Below are 18,720 nucleotides of genomic sequence, written 5' to 3' on the forward strand. Positions count from 1 at the left end.
GCGCGGCCGTGATATGGCAGGCTCAGCCGGGTCGGCTGTGTATAATGCCGGACCCCTGTTCGTCCAGTCCTGTTGTGGCCAGATTATCTGCTCATGCCAAGTTCGATCAGCCGGGCGATGAGGGCCGGAAAATCGAGCCCCGCCGTGGCCGCCGCCCTGGGCAGGAGACTCGTGGCCGTCATGCCGGGGAGGGTGTTCACCTCCAGCAGCACGGGAGTCTCGCCGGTGAGGATGAAATCCGCGCGCGAATATCCCGAGCACCCCAGCAATTTGTGCGCGGCCAGGGCGGAGCGGCGCACCGCGTCCAGCACCGGCTCGGGCAGCGGGGCGGGGCAGATCTCCTCGGCGGCGTCCTTCACGTATTTGCTCTGGTAGTCGAAGAAGGCCCCGGTCTTGGGCTTTATGAGGATGGGCGGCAGGGCTTCCTCACCCAGCACCGCGCAGGTTACCTCCAGGCCGGAAAGCGCCGGTTCGGCCAGCACCTCGCGGCCTTCGGCGAAAGCCGCGTCCAGCGCAGGGCCGAGTTGGGCCTCGGTGCTGACGAAGCTCATGCCCAGGCTCGACCCGCCGTTGTTGGGCTTGAAGTAGGCGGGCAGGCCGAAAGACGGCCGCCAGCCGGGCGCGGGCCGCTCAACCAGCAGCTCCCAGTCTGCGGTGACGAGTCCTCCCGCGCGGAACACCTGCTTGGAAGCGGCCTTGTTGAGCGCCAGGAAGGATGCCTCGGGCTGGCTGCCCTGGTAGGGGCACCCGGCGGCGTGGAGCAGGGCCTGGATCAGGCCGTCTTCGCCGGGGGAGCCGTGCAGGTTCAGGAAGGCGAAGTCGTGGACGCGGGCCGTGTCGGTGATGCGGTCGAATTGGTCGAGGGGGTCCAGGCGGGTCACGTCGTGACCGAGGCTCAGAAGCGCCGCTTCGATCTGGCGCGCGCCCGAGAGCGAGACCTCACGTTCGCTCGACCAGCCGCCCGCTATCAAAAGTATCTTCATGGAGATTCATCCCGAGGGTTTGGCTCAGGGCCGTTTCAATGGCTTCCGCCTGGCTCCTGGATTCCGCCAGCCGGTCGCGGATGTATTGGGTGGTGCCGTAGCGGGAGTAGAGATCATCGAAGCGTTCGTCAAGGGTGACAACGGTGTCGTGGCGCACGCGCTTGTCGCCGTAGATGATGGCCATGGGCAGGAAATAGGCGCGCACGTCCACGTCCCAGGGCCAGTGCACGTGATGGATGATGCCCATGGCCAGGAGCGGGTTGCCGGTGCGCTCCTGCATCCACGCGCCGCCCAGTTGGCTGTGGTTGCCGCCGTGGCGGATGGTGTAGGTCTTGGCGATGTCGTGGAGCAGGGCCGAGGCGCGCACTGTCTGCACGTCGACGTCGAGCCCCGCGCGCGCTGCGGCCAGGGCCAGGCTGGTGGCCACGCGGGCCACGCCCAGGCTGTGCTCGCGGATGTGGGGGAGCATGTCGTACTCGTCCCAGAACGCGTAGCACTGCATGTCCGAAGGCGAATCCGGCAGCGATGCCGGGCTCGGAAGCACCGGGGGCTCGAGGTTCAGCAGGGGCTGCCAGGGGGGGGCGGGGTGGTGCCTGGCTGCCATCACATCATGTCCCGACAGTGGCGGGATGCGAATTCGAGGCCCTTCCTGGCCGGTTCCAGGCTGGGGTCTATCTCCAGGACGCGACGCAGCGTGCCCTGGGCCTTCACCCAGTTGCCCGAGTCGATGTACACCCGCGAGAGGTTGAACAGGTAGTTGATGTTGTCCTTGTCGACTTCCAGTGCGGCCATGTAGGCGGCTTCGGCCTGGTCGAATTTCTTTATCTTGCGGAAGGCCACGCCCATCATGGCCAGGCTCTTGTGGTCGGCGGGGTCGGCGGCCACGGCCATCTCGAGGAAGGTGATGCATTCGATGTGGTTGATGTCGAAGAGGAGCTTGCCTATCTCGGCAAAAAGCGCGCTGTCGCCAGGGTAGTCCTCGCAGAGGCGTTTGAAGTGCGCCACTGCGCCGTCGAAATACTTCTGCTGCAGCAGCTGCCTGCCCTTTTCAAGGCGCTCGGCCTTGGCCTGGATGCGCGCCTCTTCCGCCAGTTCGCTCTTCTGGTGCTTGCTGGCATCGATGAGCCCCGGCAGGTCCCGGAATCTGGCGAGCAGTTCTAGTTCCTTTTTGGGAACATACGCCAACGGTTCCTCGCTGACTTCCTTCACCAGCGGATCAAAGCTGATGAGGTTGACGGCTTTCTCCAGAAGTTCCTGATATTCTTTTCTTTCCTGCTTGATGAGCAGGTTTCCGTGCTTGATGTAGGCGACGAGCGCGAAGACCACCGTCTTGATGGCGTTGTCGATTTTTCCGTCCTTGAGGATGGATACGATATTGAGAAGGTGCTTTCGGGCCTGACGGATCAGTTCGTCCGGATTGTTTTCTTGCATGGGGACGCCAATAGTGTCTGATGTGCAGATGATGCCTGTTTCAATCGGATGTAAATGATTGCATGGGGAGTCCGCTTTGGCAAGCGGATTCTCGGAGGCGGAGACTGCACCATGGGCTTTTCGATACGACTGTCTGCTTGTGTTTTCTTTCCACTAGTGACCGGGTGATAAATATTGCGTTGGGAAAGTGCACATGCAGCAGTGCCTCGGATGGTGATGCGCATAATGTGCAAAGCGAAAGTCTGGGGTCTGGCGAAGTATCCCTAAACGGTGTGAATGATGAGGGATGTGTCAAATATGCAGTAGGGCGACCGTTGGTCCGGAGAGTATGCGCCGGGCTACTGGAGCATCCCGGGTCAGAAAAGTTCTCCTGCATGGCTATAACCCTGAAGCGCCTGTAGTGGTTGTGCGTCCGCAACCGTGGGGACTGGCCGATAGATTAGTCTGCTTGCGCAAATTGTCATTCAGGTTGCAGTTGTTGTTGCGAAAATTTTCTCTGCTGAGTAGTATTGACCTGTCCGGCCAGTCCGTGCGGATGATGTGTGTTTCCTCCTGCCTCTCATGCGCTTACGCCGGTCCATGCGGCTTGAGGCGCCTGAAACAACTCTACCGGAGTTCCCTCCGCTTCAGACTGGATTCCCCATGACCATAAAAACCAGGCTTGTTTCATCGGTCGTCGCAATGGCCCTTGTCGCATTCTCCGTGTTCACGGCCACCTGGATGCTCAGCCGGGCTCAGGACGGGGCGGACGCCGCCACGCTCCAACTGGCCGGGGGCGCGCTGATAGCCCTGCTGTGCGGGCTCAGCATCCACGGCATGTACCGCCATGTGCTGACTCCCCTCAAGGCGATACACGATTACGCCCAGGCCCATGCCAAGGGGGACCATTCCTTCCCCCTGGAAGGGGATTTCACGGCGGAGCTGGCCGAAACAGCCGCAGCCGTCCGCACCATGAACGCAAACATGCTCGACGCGCTGGGATTTTCGCGGGGCGTGCTGGCGGGCATCAAGACGCCGTTCGTGGTGGTGGACTCCGAAAGCCGCCTGACCCTGACCAACCAGGCCCTCATGGACATACTGCAATACGACGGCAAGGCCGAGGACAACTACGGGCAGAACGTGGCCCACTTCTTCTACGGCGACGCCAGCCGCAAGACGGTCCTCTCCGAGGCCATGGCCACCAATTCCTCCATCATCAAGGAAGTCATCACCACGGGAAAACGCGGAGCCAAGCGCAACATCCTCATCGCGGCCTCCCCCCTGTTCAACGACATCACCGGCAAGCTCATGGGCGCGCTCTGCCTGTACACCGACCTGACCGAGCTCCGGGCCAAGGAAGAGGAGATCAAGCGCCGCAACGGCATGCTGGCTCAGGCCGCCCATGAGGCCGACGCCATCTCCGGCGAGGTGGTGCGCAACACCGAGACCCTCATGGACCGCTTCGACCGCGCCGGGCAGGGAGCCGCCCAGCAGCGCGAGCGCCTGGAAGGCACGTCGGCGGCGGTCTCCGAGATCGACGCCTCGGTGACTCACGTGGCCCGCAGCGCGGAGGAGGTGGCCCTGAGCGCCGAGGAGGCCGGGAGCAAGGCCGTGGAGGGCGAGAAGATGGTCTCCGGGCTGGCCCAGGCCATGGAGAAGGTCCAGGACAGGGCCAACGGCCTGCGCGACGCCATGGGAGCGCTGGGCAGGCAGGCCGAGGACATCGGGCGGGTGCTCACGGTCATCTCCGACATCGCGGACCAGACCAACCTGCTGGCCTTGAACGCCGCCATCGAGGCGGCGCGCGCGGGCGAGGCCGGTCGCGGCTTCGCCGTGGTGGCCGACGAGGTGCGGAAACTGGCAGAGAAGACCATGGTGGCCACCCGCGAGGTGGGGGACGCCATCGGGGCCATCCAGCACGGAGCGCGCGGCAACGTGGAGCAGGTGGACCTGGCCGTCACCGCCATCGGCGAGACCACTGCCATGGCCCAGGGCTCGGGAGAGGCGCTGGGGGCCATCGTCAAGCTGGTGTCGCAGACATCGCAGCAGGTGCGCGCCATCGCCCTGGGAGCCCAGGAGCAGGCCTCGGCCGTGCGTGACGTCACCGAGGCGGTCAGCGACATAAGCCGCGTGGCGGCCCAGACCTCCGAGGGCATGGAGGAGTCCGCCCAGGCCGTGCAGGACCTCATGGGGCTTACAGAACGCCTGCGCGGGCTTATCGACGCCATGGCCCAGGACCAGCCCTCGGCCTTGACTTAGGCCGGGGAAGCCCCCATATTCCCGACATCTTTCCGCGCCGAACTCTACCGTCGCGGTCTACTTGGGAGGATTCCCGCATGTGTCTTGCAGTTCCCATGGAAGTGAAACACGTTGAAGGCGATGTGGCCGATGTCGAAATCGGCGGCGTCCGCAAGCAGATCCGCCTTGACCTGATCGCGGACAGACCCCAGGTGGGCGAGTTCGTCATCATCCACGCGGGATTCGCCATCCGCATCCTCAACCGCGAAGAGGCCATGGAAACCCTCAAGATTTTCCAGGAAGGGTGGAACCTTGAACTCATTTGAGGCCCTGCGCGACCCTGAACGCTGCAAGGCCGTCCTGGCCCAGATTGAAGAGGCCATGCAGGGGCAGACGCTCCGTTTCATGGAGGTCTGCGGCACCCACACCGTGGCCCTGTTCCGAAGCGGCGTGCATTCGCTGCTGCCGTCCTCGGTTGTGCACCTGACCGGACCCGGCTGCCCGGTGTGCGTCACCCACGAATCCGAGGTGGCCGCCTACATGGAGCTGGCCGCCCGACCGGACGTCATCATCGCCACCTTCGGCGACCTCATGCGCGTTCCCGGTCCCGGCGGCAGCACCCTCAAGAAGGCCCAGGCCGAGGGCGCGCGCGTGGAGGTTGTCTATTCCCCCTTCGACGCCCTGGCCGTGGCAGCGAACAATCCCGGCGACAAGGTGGTCTTTCTGGGCATCGGCTTCGAGACCACCGCCCCCACCGTGGCCGCTACGGTGCGCCTGGCCAAGCAGCAGGGGCTGGCGAACTTCTTCGTGATGCCCTTCCACAAGCTGGTCCCGCCCGCTCTGGACGCGCTCTTGTCCGACCCGGCCATGGCCATCGAGGGCTTCATGCTGCCGGGGCACGTCTCGGCCATGATCGGCCTCAAGCCGTACGCTCCGCTGGCGGAGAAATACGGCATACCTGCGGTGGTGGCGGGTTTCGAGCCCCTGGACCTATTGCAGGCCATCCTGCTGATGGCCGAGATGAAGCGCCAGGGCAAACCCCGCGTGATCAACAACTACAAGCGCGTGGTGTCCGACGAGGGCAACCCCAAGGCGCTCTCCATCCTCTACGAGGTCTACAAGCCCGGCGACGCCCTGTGGCGCGGCATCGGGACCATCCCCGGCAGCGGCCTTGTGATGTCCGACGCCTACAAGGCCTTCGACGCCTTCGAGGCCCTGGGCGTCACGCTCAAGGAGTCCAAGCCTCTGCCCGGTTGCCGGTGCGGGGAGGTGCTCAAGGGCATCATGCCGCCCAACCAGTGCCCCCTGTTCGCCAAGGCCTGCACCCCGGCCAGCCCCGTGGGGCCGTGCATGGTCTCCACCGAAGGCAGCTGCGCCGCCTACTACAAGTACCAGCTCGACCTCTCACCCGCGTAAGTCATAGGGAACCCATGGGCAACAAGCTCCTTCTGGACCAGGGCAGCGGAGGCCTCGCCTCGCACCGTCTCGTTAACGAAGTGTTCTTCCGCCATCTGGGCAACCCGATCCTGGGGCGCATGGACGACGCGGCCCTGCTGCCGCGCCCCAAGGGCCCCCTGGCGGTCAGCACCGACAGCTTCACCGTGGACCCCATCTTCTTCCCCGGCGGCGACATAGGCTCCCTGGCCGTGCACGGCACGGTCAACGACGTGGCCATGCTCGGCGCGAAGCCCCTGTACCTGACCTGCGGCTTCATCCTGGAGGAAGGCTTCGACCTGGACGACCTGGACCGCATCGTGGCCTCCATGGGGCAGGCCGCCAGGAAGGCCAGGGTCAAGGTGGTGGCGGGCGACACCAAGGTGGTCCCGCGCGGCGCGGCGGACAAGATCTTCATCAACACCACCGGCATCGGCGAGGTGGTCGCCTCGCCGTCCCCCAGCGGACACCGGGCCAGACCCGGCGACGTGGTCATCATCTCCGGCAGCATGGGCGATCACGGCCTGACCGTGCTCTCCTGCCGCCAGGGGCTGGCCTTCGAGGCCCCGGTGCAAAGCGACTGCGCCTCGCTCAATCATCTGATCCTCAAGCTGGTCACCGGGCTGCCTGCGGTCCATGTGCTGCGAGACCCCACCCGTGGCGGACTGGCCACCTCCGTGAACGAGATCGCCCAGCAGTCCGGCGTGGGCGTCACCCTGGAAGAGGACGCAATCCCGGTGAAGCCCGTGGTGCGCGCCGGGTGCGACATCCTGGGGCTTGATCCGTTGTATCTGGCCAACGAGGGCAAGATCATCTGCATCCTGCCCGAGAAGCACGCCGCCAAGGCCCTGACCATCATGCGCCGTGACCCCCTGGGGCGCGACGCCTGCATCATCGGGCGGGTCGGGGCGGAGAACCCCGGCAAGGTCGTCATGCGAACGGGCCTGGGCGGACGCAGGCTCCTTGGGATGCTGGAGGGCGAGCAGCTGCCGCGCATCTGCTGATTCTTCCCGGTGATCCTTTCCGGCTCGACTAATCCCCGAAAGCCCGGCGGCGTGCACGCGCCCCGGGCTTTTTTGACGCCTTCAGTCTGTAACCTCAGGCCTGAGGGCTTTTTTGACACCCCCGCCTGTAACTCCAGACCCGTCAAGATTGTCTAAGATATAAATATCGTTGCACATGTTGTAAGTGGCAGGATGCTTGCTAGGGTTTCGCAGCAACAAACCGAACAGACCGGCCCAGCCGGATTTCCAAGGAGTAGCCATGCTGTCACTATTCACCGGCGCGCCGCGCCAGGCCAAGGATCCCAGCGAAGAGCTCAAGCGTGGCCAGCGTCTGCAACATGCCAAGGATATGTTCTATTCGGGGAAGCTTCCCGTGGTCACCACCCCGGCCATGAAGGGACGCCGCATCAAGAAGGTGCTGGGTCTGGTCCACGGCCGCGGTTACGACGCAGAGATCGCCCTGTTGTCCCTGGCGGCTTCCTCCATGGAGATCGGCGGGGACGCCATCGTCGGTTACCGTGAGACTGTGGCCTTCCACCCCGACGGCTCCAAGTTTTTCTCCTGCTACGGCACCGCCGTGATTCTGGAGAAGCCCGGAGCGTCCAAGACCGGAAGACGCGCCATCACGCACTAATCACCCGCATCCGGGCCTCTTGCGGGGCCTCGGCGGTTATCTTCCCTGCTCTCCCGGGCCGGACTTGTGTCCGGCCCTTTTTCATGCTCCATCAGTGTGGAATAGGTTCAGGAAAAACCTTGGCCTGCTTTGAAAAATTGGGTATTAATGAGCAGTGTTCGCGTCCTCGGGACGCGTGACGTCACACAAAAGGCCGCCAGTCCATGCAGAACATCAATACGGAAATCCTCGTGGTTGACGACGAGACACCGGTCCGGCTGAGCCTGGCCGCGTATCTCGAAGACGAAGGTTTCATCGTCCGTACGGCGGAATCCGCCGAACAAGCCGTGGAATCCGCCGACGTCAAGCCCCCTCATCTGGCTGTCGGCGATCTGCGTCTGCCGGGTATGGACGGGGCCGCCCTGATCCTCGAATTGTCCAAGCGCCATCCCGGCATGAAGTTTCTCATTCATACTGGGTCCACCAAATTCAGCCTCTCGGAAGACCTCAAAGCTGCCGGTCTGGACGACAGTCAGGTCTTTTTCAAGCCCGTCCTGGACATGGGGGAAATGGCCTCCAAAATCCTCGCGGTGCTGCAAGGATAATTCATGTCCAGCGAGCCAGTCGCAACGATTCTTACCATTGATGACGAAGACGTCATCCGGCGATCCTTCCAAGCATATCTCGAAGACAGCGGCTTCCAAGTCCTGCAGGCCCAGAACGGGCGCATCGGCCTGGACGTGTTCCGGGAGCATCACCCGGACATCATCCTTGTGGACCTGCGCATGCCGGAAATGGACGGCCTGGAGGTTCTGGCCACTGTGGTGCGCGAGGCCCCGGAAGTGCCCATCATCGTGGTCTCCGGCACGGGCATGATCCAGGACGCCATCGAAGCCCTGCGCCTGGGCGCCTGGGACTACGTGCTCAAGCCCGTGGAAGACCTGGGCATACTCGAGCACTCCGTGCGCCGCGCCCTGGAGCGCACCAAGCTCATCAAGGAAAACAAGGCCTACCGGGAGAACCTGGAAAACCTCGTGCGTCGCCGCACCAGCGAGCTCCACGACCGCACGCTCCAGCTTGAAGAAACCAACCAGCGCCTGCACACCGAGATCGACGAGCGCAAGGTTGCCGAGGCCAAGTACCGCTCCATCTTCGAGAACGCCATCGAGGGCATCTTCCAGGTGGATCATATGGGCAAACTGGTGAGCGCCAACCCCGCCATGGCCCGGATTCTCGGCTACCCGTCCATGCAGGAACTCATGGGAGAGTCCCGCGATTTCTGTTCGCGCCTGTGCGACGCGCCGGGCATGAAGGAAAAGTTCTTCCGGGTCCTGAAGGATCACGGCTCCGTTCAGGCCCTGGAAATCCAGACATTCCGCCAGGACGGACAGCCCATGTGGGGCTCCGTGAACGCCCACTTGGTTACGGGCAAGACGGGCGAGACCGTCCATTTCGAAGGCACGCTGGAAGACATCAGCGACCACAAGCGCTTCGAGGAACAACTGCTCCACCAGTCGCTGCACGACGCGCTGACCGGGCTGCCCAACCGCGCCCTGTTCACCGACCGCCTTTCCCAGGCCATTTCGCGTTGCTCGCGCCAAAACAGCTTCTTCGCACTGCTCTACCTGGACGTGGACCGCTTCAAGGTCATCAACGACAGCCTCGGCCACGCCCTGGGCGACCAGTTTCTCATTCAGCTGGCCGAGCGGCTGCGTGCCTGCACCCGTGAAGCCGACACCCTGGCGCGTCTTGGCGGCGACGAATTCGCCGTCATATCCGAACAGGTGCGCAGCCTGTCTGCCGCCACCATGGTGGCCGAGCGCATCCTGGAAGAAATGCGCGCTCCCTTCGTCATCGAGGGACGGGAAATCTACAGCACCGTCTCCATCGGCATCATCTGCTGCACCGGCTACTGCGGCAGCGCGGAAGAAGTCCTGCGCGACGCCGACCTGACCATGTACCGCGCAAAAAGCAACGGCAAGGCGCGCTACGAGGTCTTCGACAACGCCCTGCACGAGCAGACCATCAAGCTGCTCACCATGGAGACCGAACTGCGACGGGCCATGGCGCGCGGCGAATTCGAGCTCCATTACCAGCCCATCGTGGACGTGGACACCGGAAGCGTCATGTGCCTTGAGGCGCTGATTCGCTGGAAGCATCCCGAACGGGGCTATACTCCCCCCCTGGATTTCATCCCCCTGGCGGAAGAGAACGGGCTCATCGTGCCCCTGGGGTGGTGGGTGCTTGAGGAATCCTGCAGGCAGCTCGCGCTGTTCCAGGCCCGCTTCCCCAGGCCCAAGCCCCTCACCATGAGCGTGAACATTTCAGCCAAGCAGTTCTCGCAGGCAGACCTGGGGCAAAAGCTCAAGGCGCTTCTGCAATCCTCCAATATCGTTCCCGGCAGCCTGGAACTGGAAATCACCGAAAGCGTCATCATGGACCGGGGCGAGGCAGCCATCGGCAGGCTGGAAGAACTCAAGTCGCTCGGTCTGCGCCTCTTCGTGGACGACTTCGGGACCGGCTATTCGTCCCTCTCCTACCTGCACCGTTTCCCCATCGACATGCTCAAGATCGACCGGTCCTTCATCCGGGAGATCGACGCCACCGGCGGGCATACCGAAATCGTGCGGGCCATTGTCGGTCTGGGACGCAACCTCGGGCTCGGTCTCATCGCCGAAGGCGTGGAGACCGAAGCGCAGCTGGCCGTCATCCGCACCCTCGGCTGCCAGCTCGCCCAGGGCTACCTGTTCTCGAAGCCGAAACCCGCCGCCGAGATCGAAGAGTATCTGGCCCAGCACAACGACTAGGTTCTGACCGGATAGTGCTGGGCTCCGCCCAGACCCGCCAGGGCTCTGCCCTGGACCCGCCAGGGGGATGATCCCCCTGGACCCTGCATCCGCTTCGCGGGCAGCACCGTTTCTGTTCAGAGAGCTCGCAAGAAAGCCCTGACGCGCGCGAAACCGTGCTTCAGGGCTTGATTATTCTTGAAATCCCACCCTTGACGAATAACTTGTAGCCGGGATGCACTGCATTGAACGCTCCCGGCCGACCATCTGCATCTTTATCCTGACGCGCATTTCATCACGAAAGTGTATGTTTTCATAACGGCAAAGTGTGCGTCAGTACGAGAGGACGTGTTGTGAGCGCGGTTGCGCGTGCTGTCAGTGTTGGGGGCGAACGGTCAGTTCGATAGTATGTGTTCTCATTGCTGTAGAGCACACGGTCAGCTCTGTCGTGCGTGTTTATTTTACGCGCCAGAGCGTGCCTTGGGCGGGGGCAGGGTGCTGTCACGGTCGGGTTCTGGCGGGCGGGCGACGAATCGTCTTCAAATCGGTTCTAGCCCGCCCGCCAGGACACGAACGGGACAGCATCCTGCCCCCGCCCTCTTTGCCCGCCGATCTCCCCCCCCAAAAAAAAGACCCGGACAGGGCCGGGTCTTACTGGGGGCTGAATGAAGTCGGGCTCAGCGCGGGCCAGCGCCGCGCATGCAGGAGCGCAACATGAGTTCCTGGAGGATGATGCGCTCGTATTCCAGTTGATTTACCGGAATGGGGGCAATTTCTTGATGATCCGGCCGTTCGATGAACTGTGTTTCTTCCCAGAAGTCCAGCAATTCATCGTCCGCGAGATTTTTCACCTGCTCTTCGAGCGGGTATTGGTCGTTCTCAGGAAAATACTGTCCCATGTGTGAAAGCCGCCTTCGTCGGACGTGTCCGGCCTGCATCATTAAACGACCGTAGGATTTTTGCAAGTGGCTAAAGAGCAAGATTTATTGGCGCTGGCGCCAAGAGATTGTGGTTGCGGCAGGCGGCGAATCCGTTTACTGAAAGAACGTTCGGGCCTTTTGCCACACATGTGGCGGGGTTCGGCAACTGACCCAACCGGGAGGAAACAGGATGGATGAGGCCCTGAAAAAGCAGGACGCGGAACTCATGCAGTTGGTGACGTTCAGCATCGGCGATGAGGAGTTCGGCGTCGACATCCTCAAGGTGCAGGAGATCATCCGCATGATGGAGATCACCAAAGTGCCGCGCGCCCCCGAATTCGTCGAGGGTGTCATCAACCTGCGCGGCAAGGTTATCCCCATCATTGATCTGAGACGCCGTTTCGGTCTTTCGGCGCGCGGGCACGACAAGCACACCCGGATAATCGTCATTGAGATCAACAATATGATTGTCGGCTTCGTGGTCGATTCGGTCTCCGAGGTGCTGCGGATTCCCTCCAGCACGGTCGAGCCGCCGCCGCCGGTGGTTTCGGGCATGGAGTCCGAGTATATCAGCGGCGTGGGCAAGCTGGAAGACCGCCTGCTCATCATGCTCGACCTTGATCGTCTGCTTTCCCATGAAGAAAAGGATAATCTGGTCGGCGTGTAGCCCGATCATCACCTCTGAATAACGCGCCGCCGGGTCCAAACGGCCCGGCGGCGTTTCTCCGTTAGGCCCATGGCCAATCCAGCAAGTCCACTCACCGAAATACTCTCCGGGGCGTCCCAGGCTGTCAGCATCTACAAGAGCGGGCCGGGCAGCCTCTTAAGCCTGTGCCGCGAGGCGGTGTCGCGCGGTCGCACCGTGGTGCTCATCGCACCCGGCGCGGCGGATCTTGCGCAGATCACCTCGCTTCTGCACCTGTTCTACCCGGCGCAGGACGAACCCATCGGCGAGAGGCCCTGGGCCGCGCTGCCGAGCTATACGCCGGGCTTGCCCAGCCAGGCCCTCTGGGCCAGGCGCTGGGCCTTCCTGCACGCCTGCGCGACAACCATAAAGCCCAAGATTCTCTGCCTGAGCGTGGACAACCTGCTCCCCAAGTGGCCGCCCAGGGAGGCCCTGGAGCACCACATCCTTGATCTCAAAACCGGCGACGAGCTCTCGCCGGAGATGATCCTGGAGCAGGTGACGGCCTGGGGCTACCGCCGGGTGGGCATGGTCTCGCAGCCGGGCGACCTGGCCCTGCGCGGCGACCTGCTGGACCTGTTTCCGCCGGGATACGACCACCCCGTGCGTCTGGAATTCTTCGGCGACACCCTGGAGAACATCCGCCTCTTCGACGCCAACTCCCAGCGCTCGCTCTCCGAGGTGCGCGAGGCGTCCATCCTGCCGGTGTCGCCTGCAATCTTGAACGAACTGTTCATCGGCAAGGCCAGGGCCGTCTGGGCCAGGATCGCCCAGACCGGGGAACTCAGCCGCGCCGCCCAGGCCCATCTGGAAGACATGCTCATACGTGGCGACGGCAACATCTTCCCCGGCCTCTACTACGACGCCCCGCAAGCCCTGGAGCAGTGGCTCCCCAAGGACGCGGTGTACGTGCTGGCCCAGTCCACCAGCCTGCGCCCGCGCCTGGAGGAGCAGGAGTTCGGCTGGGTCACGGAGCTTGAGAAGCTGTCGGGCTCCTTCGGCTTCCAGTGGCCCAGGCATCAGGTGATCTGGCCCGAAGCAATGGCCCGGCGCACCTGGCGCGACAAGCCGCAGCTGGTGTTCGAGGATCTGGTGATCGGCCACGAGAAGCACGGCTTCGACCTGCCCGAGAAGAGGATCGAGAATTTCCAGGACCTGTTCTGGCGGCCCGACGAGGCGCGGCGTCCCTGGAGTACTCTGGTGGCCGCCATGAAGCAGTGGGAGGACGAGCGCAGGCAGGTCCTGCTGTCTTTCCATTCGCAGCAGTCGCGCCGCAAGTTCCTGAAGCTCTGCGAGCACGAGGGCATCGCGCTTTCCCAGGAGGCCTTCACCGGCAAGCCCGGCCTGTACGCGCTGGTCTCGCCGCTGCGACGGGGCATGGAGCTCTCCTGGAACAACACGCTGATCCTGCCCGAGGACGTGTTGCAGCCGGGAGCCGCCAAGACCGCCAAGCCCAAGCCCGAGAAGGGCTTCAAGGGCATGACCGCCTTCGACGACGTGAACCCCGGCGACCTGCTGGTGCACCGCGATTACGGCCTGGCCCGCTTCGAGGGGTTGAGCCGCCTGTCCGTGGACCAGACCGCCAACGACTACCTGCTGCTGCTCTTCGACGGTGGCGACAAGCTCTATCTGCCGGTGGACCGCCTGAGTCTGGTGCAGCGCTTCAAAGGCCCCGAGGGAACGGACCCCTCGCTGGACCGCCTGGGCGGCACGCGCTGGAAGACCAGCCGGGAGAAGGCCCGCAAGGCCATCGAGCGTATCGCCCAGGATCTGGTGGAGATGTACGCCTACCGCCGCGTGGCCAAGGGCTACGCCTACGGCCCTGTGAACGAGTTGTACTGGGAGTTCGAGGCCACCTTCGGGTTCGAGGAGACCCCGGACCAGGAGCGCGCCATCACCGAGGTGCTGGAAGACATGGAGCGCCCCGAACCCATGGACCGCCTTGTCTGCGGCGACGTGGGCTTCGGCAAGACGGAGGTGGCCATGCGCGCCGCCTTCCGGGCGGTGCTGGACGGCAAGCAGGTGGCGCTTCTGTGCCCCACCACGGTGCTGGCCGAGCAGCACTACCAGAATTTCATGAAGCGCCTGGAAGGGTTCCCGGTCAACGTCGGCATGCTCTCGCGCTTCGTCACGACCAAGCGGGCCAAGATGGTCACGGAGGCCGCAGCCAAGGGCGAGGTGGACATCCTCATCGGCACGCACCGCCTGCTCTCCAAGGACGTCAGCTTCCCGCGCCTGGGCCTCATCATCCTGGACGAGGAACAGCGCTTCGGGGTCAAGCACAAGGAGAAGCTGAAGGCCCTCAAGATGAATGTGGACGCCCTGACGCTCTCGGCCACGCCCATCCCGCGCACGCTCCAGCTCTCGCTGTCGGGCATCCGGGGGCTTTCGGTCATGGAGACCGCCCCCGTGGACAGAAAGCCGGTCGAGACCGCCCTGGTGGACCGCAACGAGACCATGCTGGCAAACATCGTGGCCAAGGAGATGGAGCGCCAGGGCCAGGTGTTCTGGGTGCACAACCGCGTGCAGAGCCTCGCCGCCGTTGGCGACTTCGTCAAGAAGCTCGCGCCCGGCGCGCGCGTGGCCATGGCCCACGGCCAGATGGCCGAGAAGGACCTGGAAGACGCCATGCACAAGTTCTGGCACGGCGAGATCGACGTGCTGGTGTGCACTGCCATCATTGAATCCGGCCTGGATTTCCCGCGCGCCAACACCCTCATCGTGGACAACGCCCAGATGTTCGGCCTGGGGCAGCTCTATCAGCTGCGCGGCCGGGTGGGGCGCTCGGAGCGCCAAGCCTACGCCTATTTCGTGGTGCCCTCCATCGACCACATTCCGGAGCTGGCCCGCAAGCGCCTTCAGGTCATCCTGGACATGGACTATCTGGGCGCGGGTTTCCAGATCGCCATGGAGGACCTGCGTCTGCGCGGCGCGGGCAACATCCTGGGGGAGGCCCAGTCCGGCCACATCGCCAAGATCGGCCTGGACATGTTCCTGGAGATGCTCGACGAGGAGGTCCGCCGGGTCAAGGGCGAGCCCCCGCGCGAGGAGGTCGAGACCGAGCTCAACCTGAGCGTGCCGGCCCGCATCCCCGAGACCTACGTGCCCGACTCCAAGGAGCGCCTGCGCCTCTACAAGAGCCTCACCGCCGCGCACTCCGAGGCCGACCTCGCCGAGGCCATGGCCGACATCCGCGACCGTTTCGGCCATGCGCCTGAAGAGGTGGAGACGTTTGCCGCAGTGCTCAATTTCAAGCGCGTGCTCACCAAGCTTGGCGTCAAGCGCGCCGACATTCATCAGGTCAAGGCCGTGCTCACCTGGGAAGAGGGAGCCAAAGCCGTCAGCCCCGAGGCGCTCATCGCCTGGATCACCCCGCGCCAGGCCACGGCCAAGCTCCTGCCGCCCGCCAAGCTTGAGGTGCGCCTTGATCAGGGCAAGCCGCTGCGCGAGGCACTGGATCAGGCCACGGCCGAGTTGGCCAAGCTGGTTGCATGATGCGTACAGGCAAGAGCAAGAGTGAAGACAGAAAGATGCCTCCGGCGGCCAGGGGGAGAAGCCTCCCCCTGGACCCGGCTATGGGCTTCGCGTCCTGTGCGGGAGGTTTTCGGCGGAGCGGGGCACGTGGTGTGGGGAGGGTGTTTCTGGCGGGGATGCTCATTGCCCTGGCGTTGGCCTTGGGAGCATGCAGCCAGGAGCCGGTCGAGAAGGGCGTCGCGGCCAAGGTGAACGGCAAGCCCATCTCCGTAAAGACTCTGGAATACGTTCAGGCCTTAAGGCTTTCCTCGCCGTCCATGATTCCGGGCGAGACCCTGGCGGGCCTTCAGGCCGAATACGGCGAGGCCCTGGCCACGCTCATCGTCGAAGAGCTGGTTAGCCAGGAGCTCGCCAGGCGCGGGATCGAAATAACCGAGGCGGAAATAAAGAACGCGGAAACGTCGTTGCGCTCCGGCTATCAGGGCAACGCCTTCGAGAACATGCTGGCGGAGGAAGGGCTCGACCTGGCCCTCTGGCGCGAACGCCTGCGCGCGCGCCTGGTCCTGGACGCCTTCACCGCCAGGGTCCTCAGGCCCCGCGTCACCATCAGCCCGGAAGAGGCCCAGCAGTACTACCGGGCGCATCTTCAGGAGTTTTCCCAGCCGGTTACGCTCAAGTTTCTCAAGGTGGAGTCCATCAATGCCGACGCGCTGAAGGCAGCCCTGGAAGAGGCCAAAAAGGCCAAGGACCCTGCTGATCTCCTGATGGTCTTTGACGACGTGAGCCTGCAAACCCAGGCTTCCCCCGAGGACGTGCTCCCCCGCTCCTGGCGAGACGCTCTCAAGGGGCTGAAGCCAGGCCAGGTCGGGCCGATTACTCGCGGCGGAATCGGTTATCAGGCCTTCATCCTGCTGGAGAGGTCCGAGGCCAGGGTGGAAGGACCGGTTCAGGTGTATGCCCTGGTGGAAAAAAGACTGCTGGAAGCGCGTCTGGCCCAGGAGTTTTCGTCATGGCTGTCCCATACGGCAGCCTCGTCCCGGCTGGAAATCAGCCCCGCATTGTCGCCGCGTTAGGTCTGGAATCTTCCTCTCGCGGTTCATTGCATCGATTTGAAAAAGCGAATACAAGGGGAGCGCCGCAAGGCCGGACCCCTACTGTCCGCCAACCTGCCTCCGTGGAGGATGCCATTGTCCGCCGTTTTCCGCCTTTTTATTGCGCTGAGTGTCTGCCTGGCCCTGGCCCCCGCGTCTTTCGCCGCCCAACAGGTGGTGGTCGACAAGATCGTGGCCCAGGTCAACGGAGAGGTCATCACCCTGTTCGAACTGAACGAAAAGGTGAAAATCTATACCACGCAGGTCGAGAAGAGGGCGTTCAACCCCGCCGACCCGGCCATAGCGGACCTTCAGGCCCGCATCCTGAAGACCATGGTCGATGACATCCTGCTCAAGCAGGAGGCTACCCGCCTCAAGGTCGTGGTGTCTGACACCGAGGTCGATTCGCGCATCCGCGAAATGCGCGAGAAGGGCGGCCTCTCCGATGAGCAGTTCAACCAGCAGCTCCGCCTTGAGGGCATGACCCGCAAGGAGTTCGCCAGCGCCATCAAGAAGGATATCCTCAAGAAGCAGCTCCTCGGCTACATGGTGCAGCGTAAGGTCGTGGTCACCGAAGAGGAGGTCAAGAACTTCTACGAGGGCAACAAGACCGGCATGAAGGTCGAGACTGGGCAACGCATCGGGCTCATCATGCTTGGCAAGATGGACGAGGCCAAGGCCCTGAGGCAGCGCATCGCCAGCGGACAGATCTCCTTCGCGGACGCAGCCCGCAAGTTCTCCGTGGGTCCCGGCGCGGCTCAGGGCGGCGACCTGGGCAAGGTCGAACTCAAGGATCTTGCTCCGGAACTTCGCCAAGCTCTCCAGAACGTGAATGCAGGCGGCGTGAGCGAGCCCGTGCTGCTCGACGGCAAGCCCGTGCTGCTGACCATCGCCAGCGACACCACGGCCAAGGCCGCCCCGGCTCCGGTGGGACCGCCTCCCTACGAAAGCGTTCGTGATGAAATATTTGAGCGCATATACAAGGAAAAGCTTGAAAAGCAGTTTGCCGACTACATGGAGAAACTGCGCTCCAAGTCGGTCATCAAAATCAATCTTTGATGAGCTTCCCTGAAAGGACGTATGATGACTCTTGAGGAAATGGGCGCGCTCCTACGCCAGGAGCGGGAACGCCAAGGCATCAGCCTGGAGACGGCAGCCACCGAGATCAAGATCAGCAAGAAGTATCTTGTCGCGCTCGAGGAAGGCCAGACCAAGGAGTTGCCGCATCCGGTATACGCCAAAGGCTTCGTGAAGAACTACGCCCGCCTGCTCGGTCTTGATCCGGAGGAAATGGGCGCGGTCCTTTCCAGCCACTACGCCGTGGACGACGACCAGTTGCGCGAACCGCCCGGACAGGAACCGCGTGAAGCCGCACCCAGCATCAGGGAACGCCGCCCTTCCTTCGCTTCTCAGGGGACGTCCGGGTTCAAGCCTTCCTTGTGGCTGGCGCTGCCGCTGCTCCTGGTTTTTGGCGGACTGGTGTGGTTTTTCTTCTTCTCGAGCTTCGGGCAGGGATTCTCCGTGGAGAGCGTCCTGGGGCTGTTCTCCTCCAAGCAGGAGCAGGCCGCCCCCGAGACCCAGGCCGCCCAGAAGCCTGCCGCGTCCGCCCCGGCGGCTCCTGCGGCGTCGGCCTCCGGTCCCAAGGCCGAGGCCAAGCCCGAACAGGCGGCCCCGGCCCAGGCCGATCAATCCGGCCCCGTGCAGCGCGATCTGCTGGCCACCACCCCCGGCCCCGGCGGCGTGAAGCAGGCCCCGGCTGTTCCGGCCGCTCCTGCGCCCGAGCAGAACATCACACCCGAGAAGCTTGCCGCCGAGGCCCAGTTCGCCGCGTCCGGCAAGCAGGTGGTGGAGATCAACGCCATTCAGCCCGCAACGGTGGAGGCTACCACCGAGGACGGCCAGAAGCGCTCCCTGACCCTGGTCAAGGGCCAGCGCCTCGCGCTTCGCTTCAACGACAGGGTCGTCGTCCGCTTCCAGCAGGCTCCCTCGGTGAGCGTGAAGCTGAACGGCAAGGACTACCCGCTGGAAGGCGGCAGGGCAGACGGGAAGAGCATTACTTTCCCATAACGGCCCCAATCAGGG

Annotated in this window: 16 protein-coding genes; 12 read left to right on the plus strand and 4 right to left on the minus strand. The window is 63.7% G+C overall.

Features of this window, described 5'->3' with window-relative positions:
* Positions 1–83: 83 nt before the first annotated feature.
* The 3 genes from G453_RS0108335 to G453_RS0108345 are packed head-to-tail and all read right to left on the minus strand — an operon-like array spanning position 84 to position 2,414.
* Complete coding sequence (locus G453_RS0108335) at positions 84–983, minus strand: D-alanine--D-alanine ligase family protein (protein WP_027190691.1); 900 nt, start codon at positions 981–983, stop codon at positions 84–86.
* Positions 940–1,587 (minus strand): HDIG domain-containing metalloprotein, encoded by a 648-nt coding sequence (locus tag G453_RS23055; protein ID WP_051272028.1) that lies wholly within the window; start codon positions 1,585–1,587, stop codon positions 940–942. The genes G453_RS0108335 and G453_RS23055 overlap by 44 nt, the downstream gene beginning before the upstream one ends.
* Complete coding sequence (locus G453_RS0108345) at positions 1,587–2,414, minus strand: tetratricopeptide repeat protein (RefSeq protein ID WP_027190692.1); 828 nt, start codon at positions 2,412–2,414, stop codon at positions 1,587–1,589. The genes G453_RS23055 and G453_RS0108345 overlap by 1 nt, the downstream gene beginning before the upstream one ends.
* Positions 2,415–3,095: 681 nt before the next feature.
* Between G453_RS0108345 and G453_RS23060 the strand changes: the two genes are divergently transcribed.
* The 7 genes from G453_RS23060 (at position 3,096) to G453_RS0108380 (ending at position 10,489) form a co-directional block, all read left to right on the plus strand.
* Positions 3,096–4,652, plus strand: coding sequence for a methyl-accepting chemotaxis protein (locus G453_RS23060; RefSeq protein WP_169725304.1), 1,557 nt, complete (start codon positions 3,096–3,098; stop codon positions 4,650–4,652).
* A 77-nt stretch (positions 4,653–4,729) separates the two neighbouring features.
* Positions 4,730–4,957 (plus strand): HypC/HybG/HupF family hydrogenase formation chaperone, encoded by a 228-nt coding sequence (locus G453_RS0108355; protein WP_027190693.1) that lies wholly within the window; start codon positions 4,730–4,732, stop codon positions 4,955–4,957.
* On the plus strand, positions 4,944–6,047 hold the full coding sequence (gene hypD / locus G453_RS0108360; RefSeq protein ID WP_027190694.1) for a hydrogenase formation protein HypD: 1,104 nt from the start codon (positions 4,944–4,946) through the stop codon (positions 6,045–6,047). Before G453_RS0108355 ends, hypD begins: the two co-directional genes overlap by 14 nt.
* A 14-nt stretch (positions 6,048–6,061) precedes the next feature.
* Complete coding sequence (hypE, locus tag G453_RS0108365) at positions 6,062–7,069, plus strand: hydrogenase expression/formation protein HypE (protein ID WP_027190695.1); 1,008 nt, start codon at positions 6,062–6,064, stop codon at positions 7,067–7,069.
* Positions 7,070–7,328: 259 nt separating this feature from the next.
* Complete coding sequence (locus G453_RS0108370) at positions 7,329–7,703, plus strand: YbjQ family protein (protein WP_027190696.1); 375 nt, start codon at positions 7,329–7,331, stop codon at positions 7,701–7,703.
* A 203-nt stretch (positions 7,704–7,906) separates the two neighbouring features.
* The gene (locus G453_RS0108375) at positions 7,907–8,287 is read left to right on the plus strand and encodes a response regulator (protein ID WP_027190697.1); all 381 of its coding nucleotides are present in this window, start codon (positions 7,907–7,909) and stop codon (positions 8,285–8,287) included.
* A 3-nt stretch (positions 8,288–8,290) separates the two neighbouring features.
* Positions 8,291–10,489, plus strand: a complete 2,199-nt coding sequence (locus tag G453_RS0108380; RefSeq protein WP_027190698.1) for an EAL domain-containing response regulator — start codon at positions 8,291–8,293, stop codon at positions 10,487–10,489.
* A 656-nt stretch (positions 10,490–11,145) separates the two neighbouring features.
* Here the strand turns inward: G453_RS0108380 and G453_RS0108385 are convergent.
* Positions 11,146–11,367, minus strand: a complete 222-nt coding sequence (locus tag G453_RS0108385) for a hypothetical protein (protein ID WP_027190699.1) — start codon at positions 11,365–11,367, stop codon at positions 11,146–11,148.
* A 211-nt stretch (positions 11,368–11,578) separates the two neighbouring features.
* On the opposite strand from G453_RS0108385, the gene G453_RS0108390 reads away from it, so the two are divergent.
* The 5 genes from G453_RS0108390 (at position 11,579) to G453_RS0108410 (ending at position 18,705) form a co-directional block, all read left to right on the plus strand.
* Positions 11,579–12,055: a chemotaxis protein CheW gene (locus G453_RS0108390; RefSeq protein WP_027190700.1), complete on the plus strand. Its 477-nt coding sequence runs from the start codon at positions 11,579–11,581 to the stop codon at positions 12,053–12,055.
* Positions 12,056–12,124: 69 nt separating this feature from the next.
* Positions 12,125–15,568 carry a transcription-repair coupling factor gene (gene mfd, locus G453_RS0108395; RefSeq protein ID WP_027190701.1) on the plus strand — a complete coding sequence of 1,148 codons (3,444 nt, stop codon included), beginning with the start codon at positions 12,125–12,127 and terminating at the stop codon, positions 15,566–15,568.
* 80 nt (positions 15,569–15,648) lie between these two features.
* A complete protein-coding gene (locus G453_RS0108400) occupies positions 15,649–16,620 on the plus strand; it encodes a peptidylprolyl isomerase (protein WP_268870770.1) in 972 nt (323 codons plus the stop codon).
* A 114-nt stretch (positions 16,621–16,734) separates the two neighbouring features.
* Positions 16,735–17,697, plus strand: coding sequence for a SurA N-terminal domain-containing protein (locus tag G453_RS0108405; RefSeq protein ID WP_051272034.1), 963 nt, complete (start codon positions 16,735–16,737; stop codon positions 17,695–17,697).
* A gap of 24 nt (positions 17,698–17,721) precedes the next feature.
* Positions 17,722–18,705: a helix-turn-helix domain-containing protein gene (locus G453_RS0108410; protein ID WP_027190704.1), complete on the plus strand. Its 984-nt coding sequence runs from the start codon at positions 17,722–17,724 to the stop codon at positions 18,703–18,705.
* The last annotated feature ends 15 nt before the right edge of the window (positions 18,706–18,720 follow it).

The organism is Fundidesulfovibrio putealis DSM 16056, assembly GCF_000429325.1.
Taxonomy (GTDB): Bacteria; Desulfobacterota; Desulfovibrionia; order Desulfovibrionales; family Desulfovibrionaceae; genus Fundidesulfovibrio; species Fundidesulfovibrio putealis.